Origin of the sequence: Ruminococcus sp. CAG:379, from assembly GCF_000434255.1 — a bacterium.
Classification (GTDB): domain Bacteria; phylum Bacillota; class Clostridia; order Oscillospirales; family Ruminococcaceae; genus Ruminococcus_F; species Ruminococcus_F champanellensis.
On the sequence record NZ_FR894927.1, the window covers coordinates 2,042 to 11,091 of the forward strand.

A 9,050-nucleotide genomic window follows, 5' to 3' on the forward strand; every position below is an offset into this window, starting at 1 on the left:
TGCCGTATTCGGTGTATTCCTGGATCACAGCATCCAGGTCGATGGCCTCGCCCCCGTATACGGCAGTGATGATCTTGTTCTTCAGTGCCCCGGTGCTCCGTGCCTTCTGGGCAAACACCTCCGGATGGGTCAGATCGTACATCCGAATGCCGCAGCGCTCATATTTGTCCATATAGGTAGGCCCGATGCCCCGCTTGGTGGTGCCGATGTCGGAATTGCCCCGGAATTTCTCGCTGAGTCCGTCCAGCACAATGTGCCAGGGCATCACCACATGGGCACGGGGGTCGATCTTCAGATTGTCCGTCGAAATCCCTCTTGCATGCAGATTGTCCAGCTCGGAGATAAAATCCTTGGGATCCAGCACGACCCCAGCGCCGATCAGGCAGGCAGTTCCCGGATACAAAATGCCGGAGGGCACCAGGTGCAGCTTATAGGTCTGTCCGTTGTTTACCACCGTATGACCAGCGTTGTTGCCTCCCTGGGAACGTACTACTACTTCCGCACGGGATGCAAGAATGTCAATAATCTTGCCCTTTCCTTCATCGCCCCACTGGGTGCCGATTACAATATTAGCAGGCATACTCAATTCCTCATTTCTTTGTCCTTAATGGATGCATGAAGCATACATCAAGTAGTATAGCATCTTTTCGTCGAAAAAGCAAGTGAATCCGAGGGAATTTCCGTAGCAGGGTGCCCCTTTTCCGGCTTTTCAGCGAATTGCATAGAAAACCTGTATACTTTTCCGCAGTTGCATACTAAAGTGATGAATCATCCTTCCCACGAAGGGTGATGATCCGCAGCTCAGGGGGATTAAACAGTCTGGGCTTGGCGATGCCCCCGCTGACGATCAGATCCGTATGCCCCTGCCGGTAATGTCCCCTGGAATATGCCGGGAAGAGTTTCCGCTCCGGGGAGAGCAACCCCCCCACCACCGGCAGCCGGATCATACCCCCGTGCACATGACCGGACACCACCAGCTCCGCTCCCCAGGCAGCATAGGTGTCCAGAGCCAGGGGGCTGTGCGCCAGCAGCAGAGTCATGCCCCGATGCACGCCCACCGCCTGCTCCATGTCATCCGGTGTATACTTGGAAAGCCCGGAAAAGCCCCGGTTCTGGTTCCGGAACATGCTGTATTTCAAGGTGACACCGCAGAGCGCCAGTCCCTCCAGCTGCACAGTCCGGTTGCACAGCAGCACCGTACCGGTAGCTTCAATCGTCCGGTACAGCTTCTGCCGCATGGGTTCCGTCATATCCAGCTCATGATTGCCTGGCGCATAGTACACCGGAGCAATGGCGCACAGCCCGGTCAGCAGCTGCTGCACCAAGGAAAAGTCCGTGCAGGTTCGGCTCACCAGATCCCCGGGAACGAGGATCAGATCCGGCTTTGCTGCCCGGACTGCCCGGAGCAGCCGCTGACAGCGCCTCTGCCGCCGCCGGTTGATGATGTGGGTATCCGACACCAGCGCCAGCTTCAAGGGGCGCCCGGTGTATGCAGGCTGATCAATGGTATCCTGCCGCACCGCCAGCATGCAGCAGTTTTCACGGACAAACTCTGCGGCCAGTAGCCCTGCCGCCGCCCCGGCAATGATTCCGATCATGCTGTTCCTCCATTCTGATTCTGTATTGCCTTATCTTTTATTATACCGGATTTCCCCGTCGAATGCAACGGATTTGACGGATCCGGAAAAATGTAGTATATTAACAGAAGGACTATTCAAGCTGCACTGCGCAGAACTTGTGCGGCGTTGCCTTAAGGGTTTCTTAAGAATTCCCTTTTCTTTTTTCTAAGGAATGCGAGTTATGATAAAGACAGGCAAACGAAAGGAGCGGCGCAGCACCTGTCTGCGCAATATGATGATGGATTACACACAATGCACCGTCCTGGTGGCGGACGACGACCGGGATATTGTCCGTGCCATTGCCACCCTGCTGGAACAGGAGGGACTGACCGTACTGCGGGCATACAACGGGCTGGAGGCTCTGGAGGCTGTAGCAGAGCATCCGGTTTCCCTGATCCTCATTGACGTGATGATGCCAAAGCTGGACGGTCTGTCGGCGATGATGAAGATCCGGGAACAGAAAAATATACCCATCCTCATTCTGTCGGCAAAATCCGAGGAAAGCGACAAAATCCTGGGGCTGTCCATGGGTGCGGACGACTACATCGCCAAGCCCTACCACCCCCAGGAGCTGGCGGCACGGGTAAAATCCAGCCTGCGGCGGTATCTGCACCTGGGTGCGGCGGACAGTGTCCGGATGCAAAAGCTGATCCGGGTGGGCGGACTGGAGTATGATCCGGACACCCGGCAGCTGACGGTGGACGGAGAGTCGGTACGGCTCACCTCCAAGGAGCTGAAGATCATGGAATTGTTCCTGCGGAATCCGGGGCGGATTTTTTCCGCAGAGGAGATCTACAGCCGGGTATGGAACGAGGACGCCTATGCAGTGGAAAACACCGTCATGGTACATATCCGTCATATCCGGGAGAAAATCGAGATCAATCCCCGTGAACCGAATTATCTGAAGGTGGTGTGGGGCATCGGCTATCAGCTACAGGACCCTGCTGCCCGAAAAGGAGGCAAGAAGCCATGAAAGCAGAAAAGCATACACGCCGAACGATGTTCTGGGCAATGGCGGCTGCCCTGTGCATGGGGTGCTTGACAACCCTGGTGCTGCTGATGGATGTCCATCCGGCAATTCAACCATACACCCCCTTGATCCTGGGTACTGCCGTCAGCGGCTTGCTGACGGTGTTATTCTCCTGCATCGTGCTGGTCAAATCGCTGCGCAAACCGGAGCAGATCCCAGAGGCGCACAGCGTTCTGGATCCATTCTCCCTGGAGAGCATTCTTCTGCTGATCCTGTGCACGATACCCGTATGGTGGGCGATCTGCAAGCACCACGAAAGCATGCCGAAAGCCGCATTTTTCCGGCAGGAGCCTCTTGCCCAGTGCAATGTGGGACTGTATGCGGCACTGCTCTGTTTCCTGTCTCTGGAGTCCCTGGCAAGCCTGCTGCGCCGGATCCGGAGCGGACAGCTGGCTGCCACCTCCCTGCTTGCAGCCTTTTTTCAGACACCGGTTCGCCAGGAAAAGCGTGCCGCCCTGCATGAACGCTTGCATGCGCCGATCGAACTGCCGGATGCTAGCGGAGACAAGCTGCATGCAGCCGCTTCTTCTATGCGCCAACGGCTCAATGCACCGGTCACATTGCCGGATACCCCCGCCGGCAATCGGCTGCGCCGGATCATCAACCGATGTGCGCAAAGCATCCGGAACCGGAAAGCCCAGTGCAGAACCCGTTGGCGCAGCCTCCCCTTCTCCCAGCAGACAGCCCTGCACAGCATCACTGCCATGGTGGTGATTCTTAGCTTGGCGCTGTGTTTTTCCCCCTTTGATCGTCCAAACCAAATCAGTGCCATGCTGCTGTTATCCCTCCTGGTGATCGCCGTTTACATCGGCATCCAGATGCGACGCAGCCGACAAATCGACCGGCTAAGTCAGCGGATCCACACCATCAGCCAGGGGGATTTCTCCCCTGCCGCCCCGGCGGAGGATTCCTGCGTAGCGGCACAACTCCGGGAACTGGATCAGATCCAGGACAGCACCCGGGACGCCATTGCCCGGCAGGTACAGGCGGAACGCACCAAGGTCAACCTGGTCACCAATGTGTCCCACGACCTGAAAACGCCGCTGACCTCCCTCATCAGCTACATTGACCTGCTGTCCAAGGAGGAGCTGCCGCCCCAGGCCATGGACTATGTGCATGTGCTGGAACGAAAATCCCAGGGGCTGCGCCGGATGGTACAGGATGTATTTGATCTTGCCAAGGCGGCCAGCGGGGAGGATGTGTGCTGCACCCGGCTGGATGCGGTCATGTGCCTGCGACAGGTACTGGCAGATATGGAGGATACCATTCAGCGATCCGGCAGAGACATCCGGCTGCAAACCGACCTGGATCGCTGCATCATCCGGGCGGAGGGCAACAAGCTGTACCGGATCTATCAGAACCTGTTGGCAAACGCCCTGCGCTATTCCATGGAAAACACCCGGATCTACATTCGGGTCACCGGTACACAGACGGAATTCTCCTGCTGCATCCAGAACACCTCCTCCTACGAAATGTATTTTACCCCGGAGGAGATCACGGAACGGTTCACCCGTGGAGACGCCATGCGCAGTACGGAGGGCTCCGGTCTGGGGCTTGCCATCGCCAAGAGCTTTGCGGAGGCCTGCGGCGGTGGTTTCCGGGTCGCCATCGACGGAGATCAATTCAAAGCCATTCTCACTTTCCCATGCTGCGGATCTGACGCAGCCCTGGAGGCATAGCCCGGTGCTATGCCTCTTTTTCTATGGGGAAGGGCAAAGGATTCCGGGCAGGGAGAATGAATTTTGTCGGATTACCCAATGACAAGTCACAGAAAATATGATACAATAGACTTATATATCTTTATGAAGAAAGTATGGGATTGTTATGACTAATCACTATGACGTCATCATTGCCGGAGGCGGCGCTGCCGGTCTGTACGCTGCTCTCAACCTCCCTGCATCCCTGCGGGTGCTTCTGATCTGTAAACGGGAGCTGACCCTGTGCAACTCCGCCCTGGCTCAGGGGGGCATCGCCGGGGTCTACGACTCCCCGGAGGATGATGTACAGCTGCACAAGCAGGATACCCTCGTTGCAGGCGGATTCAAGAACAACACAGAGACCCTGTCCATCCTGGTGAACGAAGCCGCCCAGGATATCGGCAGGATCATCGACCTGGGGGTGGAGTTTGACCGGAATCCGGACGGTTCCCTCCACCGCACCCTGGAAGGGGGGCACAGCAAGCACCGGATCTTCCACCATAAGGATGCGACAGGCTTTGAGATCGTATCCAAGCTTTTGCAGACTGTACGGACGCTGCCCAATGTAGAGATCCTGGAAAACACACTTTTGTGCGGCGTAGCAAAAACCGGAACGGGCTTTTCTGTGGATACCCTCCACGAAGGCACCTACACCGCCTTCCACAGTCACTTCCTGCTGCTTGCCACCGGCGGCATCGGCAGAGTGTACGAATTCACTACCAATTCCGCCATTGCCACTGGGGACGGCATCACCTTTGCCTATGAGCTGGGAGCTCCTATCAAGAATCTGAGCCTGGTACAGTTCCACCCCACCGCCTTCAACAACCGGCACACCCGGGAATGCTTCCTGATTTCCGAAGCGGTACGGGGCGAGGGGGCATACCTGCTGAATGCTGCGGGGGAGCGGTTCATGCAGCGGTACGATGACCGACTGGAGCTGGCACCCCGGGATGTGGTATCCCACGCCATCATTCTGGAAAGCCACCGACAGGATTCCCAGGAGTTCTATCTGGATATCAGTCACAAGGATCCGGAATTTTTGAAGCATCGGTTCCCCATGATTTACGAAAACCTGCTCAAGCAGGGCTATGATCTGACCACTGACCGGATCCCGATCTTCCCCTGTCAGCATTATCTGATGGGAGGCATCGACGTGAATGCGGATTCCCGTACCGCCCTGGATCGGCTGTACGCTGCGGGAGAATGCTCCCACACTGGGGTACACGGCAACAACCGACTGGCAAGCAATTCCCTGCTGGAGGCACTGGTATTCTCCCGACATGCGGCAACGGACATTGCCAAGCACCTGTCCGAAGTGCCGGATACCTTTGAGGAGCACAGCTTCCCCCATGACCCGGATGCGCCCCCCATTCCCCAGGGTCTGCGCACGGAGATCCGGCATATTATGCAGCACAGCTACTTTGTCATTCCGGACAAGGAGGCTGCCGCAGCAGGCTTTGAACGGGTTGCCCGGATCCGGCAGATGCTGCTGGAGGGCAACTACCGGATCAACGCCGATTACATTGAAGCAAAATCCCTTGCCACTGTGGCATATCTGATTCTCAAGGAAGTCATCTGACGAAAGGAGCGATCCCTATGAATCTGCCCCAGAATTATATTGACGATCTGATCCGCAGAGCCCTTGCGGAGGACATTACCTATGTGGACATCACCACGGACACCCTGATGCCGGATTCCCACACCAGCGAGGCGTACTATATCGCCAAGGACGAGGGCGTGCTGTGCGGCATGGACGTGGCGCTGCGGGTCTTTGACCTGGCAGGGGGCAATGTGGAGACCAGGGCACTGTTCCACGATGGAGACAAAGTGTGTAAAGGCGACATCCTCGCAACCATGACCGGCAGCACCAAGACCCTGCTGAAGGGAGAGCGCACGGCGCTGAATCTATTGCAGCATATGTCCGGCATCGCCACCGCCACCAACCGGTGCGTCCAACTGGTAGAAGGCACCCGTGCCCGGATCACCGACACCCGGAAGACCCTGCCCGGCATGCGTGCGCTGCAGAAGTATGCAGTGGTAGTAGGCGGCGGCAGAAACCACCGGTTCAACCTGTCCGACGGCGCCATGCTCAAGGACAACCACCTGGACGCCTACGGCGGCATTACCCCTGCGGTNNCGGCGGCATTACCCCTGCGGTGGCTGCTCTCCGGGATAAGATTGGGCATATGGTCAAAATCGAGGTGGAGGTGCGGAACCTGGAGGAACTGCAGGAGGCTCTGGACGCAGGCTGTGAGATTATCATGCTGGACAATATGTCCTGCGAGGATATGGCAGCGGCGGTGCAGATCAACGCAGGGCGCGCCCTGCTGGAAGCATCCGGCAACGTTACCGCCGAAACCATCCGCCCCATTGCAGAAACCGGCGTGGATATCATTTCCCTGGGGGCTCTGACCCACAGCGTGAAATGCTTTGACATCTCCATGCGGATCAAACAAGCTAAGTGAGGTGCATTATGAAGCCGTTCAGACAAATCGCACTGCTGACAGCGGCTATGCTGCTGCTGAGCGCTGCCGGTTGCGGCAAAAAGGAGGATTCTCAGATGCAGGACAGTTCATCCCAGAGCACCTGGAGCATGGCGGATCCCTCCCTGAATCTGCCCACCCTGAATCTGGGGCACACCACGGAGGATATGATCCGGCGTGCAGTGGTCAATCCGGGTAATACCGCCCGGTTGGCGGATGCCATGAAGCGGGCGCAGGCAGGTGAGAAGATCACCATCGGTACCATCGGCGGCTCCATTACCCAGGGTACTGCCGCCTCCACCACTGACGAGCGGTATGCAAACCGGGCGCTCCAGTGGTGGGCAAAGACGTTCCCCAAGGCGCAGCTAGACTTTGTCAATGCAGGCATTGGCGCTACGGATTCCTACATCGGGGTACACCGGGTGGATGCAGACCTGCTGAGCAAGAAACCGGATGTGGTGATCGTGGAATTTTCCGTAAACGATACGGATGCGGCACTGAATCTGCAAACCTACGACAGCCTGGTGCGGAAGATTTTGCAGGCAGAGAACCATCCGGCAGTGATCCTGCTGTTCACCACCCAGGAGGACGGCACCAGCCTTCAGGACACCCATATGCAGATTGGCTCGGCATATAATCTGCCCATGATCAGCTATAAAAATGCGGTGCTGCCGGAGATTGAAGCCGGCAAGTTCACCTGGAAGGACATTTCCCCGGACAATATCCACCCCAACTCCGTGGGACACGGTATCATCGGCGAGCTGCTGTGGAGCTATTTCAACTCGGTTTACGCAAAGCTGGATCAGATCAATACCTCTGACCTGACCTTCACAGCTACCCCGGTCACAAAGGATCTGTACGCCAAGGGACAACTGCTGGACAGCAAGACCCTGACCCCCAAGACCATGCAGGGCTTTGAGCAGGCGGAGCTTTCCAATCAATTCCCCAACGACTGGACCACGAAGGAAGGCGGCGAGCTGACCTTTGAAGTTACCGGCAGCAACATCGGCGTGCTGTACTATAAGACCGTGGACGGCAAAAGCGGTCAGTACTGCGTCTATGTGGATGACCGGCTGATCCAGGTGCTGGACGGCGATTTTACCGGCGGTTGGGGCAATTACGCACAGGCGCAGCAGGTTTACACCTCTGACACGCCATCCACCCATACGGTAACCATCAAGCAGCTCGAGGGCACAGATCTGACGCAGTTTACCGTTTTGGGCTTGCTGGTAAGCTGACATGAGCAACCTGGAATTCAGCCTGAACGCAACGATGCCGGTGTTCTTCGTCATCTTTGTTGGCTGGTTCCTCAAGAAAATCGGTATCATCCGGAAGGACTTTCAGGACGCCAACAATCGGCTGGTGTTCCGGGTGCTGCTTCCGGTCATGCTGTTTTGCGACGTGGCGGAAACAGATCTGTCCGCCACCTTCAGCATGAAATTCTTTCTGTTCTGCGTATCCGCCACCCTGGCATGCTTTGCGGCGGTATGGATTCTGGCAGCGCTGTTCTACAAGGACAGAGCAAGCATCGGCAGCTTTGTACAAGGTGCCATCCGGGGCAGTGCCGGAATCCTTGGAGTGGCATTTGCGGAAAACATGTACGGCCGTGCAGGCATGGTTCCTCTGATGATGATCGCCATTGTGCCCATCTACAACATCGGCTCTGTGATTCTGCTGACCATGTACAGTTCGGAGCGTCCACCCCAGGGACAGATCAAAAAGGTATGCCTGGAGGTTCTGACCAACCCTCTGATCCTTGGAATCCTGGCTGGCATTCCCTTTGCGCTGCTGCACATGCAGTTCCCGGCACTGGTGCAGAAATCTCTGAACAATCTTTCAATGATTACTTCTCCCCTGGCGCTGCTGATGGTTGGCGCCGACTTTGATCTGCAAAAGGCATCCGCCCAACGGATCCCTGTACTCCTTGCAACAACCATCAAGCTATTGATTCAGCCGGCGATTTTCCTACCCATTGCAGTACTCCTGGGATTCCGGGACGAGTCCCTGATTGCGATCCTCATTATGCTGGGCGCCCCGGCAACGGTTTCCGGCTATATTATGGCACGGGGCATGCACAACAATGTCTCCATGGCAGGCAGCATCGTGGTACTGACCACCATGCTTTCCGCCATCACCGTCACAGGCATTATCTTTGTACTGCGCACCTTAGGGTATGTCTGACGCAATCCCATATCGCAAAAGTCCGTGAGCGAATTCGTTC

The 9,050-nt window shown here is 56.8% G+C and carries 7 protein-coding genes and 1 pseudogene; 6 read left to right on the plus strand and 2 right to left on the minus strand.

Annotation, left to right across the window (positions count from 1 at the left end; translation table 11 throughout):
• Both QVO51_RS10380 and QVO51_RS10385 read right to left on the minus strand, forming a co-directional pair.
• Positions 1–580, minus strand: a 580-nt coding sequence (locus tag QVO51_RS10380) for an adenylosuccinate synthetase (RefSeq protein ID WP_288168188.1), incomplete at its 3' end; no start/stop codon positions are given.
• A gap of 175 nt (positions 581–755) precedes the next feature.
• The gene (locus QVO51_RS10385; RefSeq protein ID WP_022358333.1) at positions 756–1,598 is read right to left on the minus strand and encodes a metallophosphoesterase; all 843 of its coding nucleotides are present in this window, start codon (positions 1,596–1,598) and stop codon (positions 756–758) included.
• 259 nt (positions 1,599–1,857) lie between these two features.
• Here QVO51_RS10385 and QVO51_RS10390 point away from each other — a divergent pair, with 259 nt between their 5' ends.
• The 6 genes and pseudogenes from QVO51_RS10390 (at position 1,858) to QVO51_RS10415 (ending at position 9,010) form a co-directional block, all read left to right on the plus strand.
• On the plus strand, positions 1,858–2,592 hold the full coding sequence (locus tag QVO51_RS10390; protein WP_276795045.1) for a response regulator transcription factor: 735 nt from the start codon (positions 1,858–1,860) through the stop codon (positions 2,590–2,592).
• Positions 2,589–4,328, plus strand: a complete 1,740-nt coding sequence (locus QVO51_RS10395; protein WP_022358335.1) for a sensor histidine kinase — start codon at positions 2,589–2,591, stop codon at positions 4,326–4,328. Before QVO51_RS10390 ends, QVO51_RS10395 begins: the two co-directional genes overlap by 4 nt.
• Positions 4,329–4,473: 145 nt before the next feature.
• A complete protein-coding gene (locus tag QVO51_RS10400) occupies positions 4,474–5,925 on the plus strand; it encodes an L-aspartate oxidase (protein ID WP_022358336.1) in 1,452 nt (483 codons plus the stop codon).
• A 17-nt stretch (positions 5,926–5,942) separates the two neighbouring features.
• Positions 5,943–6,811: pseudogene (gene nadC, locus QVO51_RS10405) on the plus strand (carboxylating nicotinate-nucleotide diphosphorylase).
• An 8-nt stretch (positions 6,812–6,819) separates the two neighbouring features.
• Positions 6,820–8,067, plus strand: a complete 1,248-nt coding sequence (locus QVO51_RS10410; RefSeq protein ID WP_022358338.1) for an SGNH/GDSL hydrolase family protein — start codon at positions 6,820–6,822, stop codon at positions 8,065–8,067.
• A 1-nt stretch (position 8,068) separates the two neighbouring features.
• Positions 8,069–9,010: an AEC family transporter gene (locus tag QVO51_RS10415; RefSeq protein ID WP_022358339.1), complete on the plus strand. Its 942-nt coding sequence runs from the start codon at positions 8,069–8,071 to the stop codon at positions 9,008–9,010.
• Positions 9,011–9,050 lie beyond the last annotated feature (40 nt).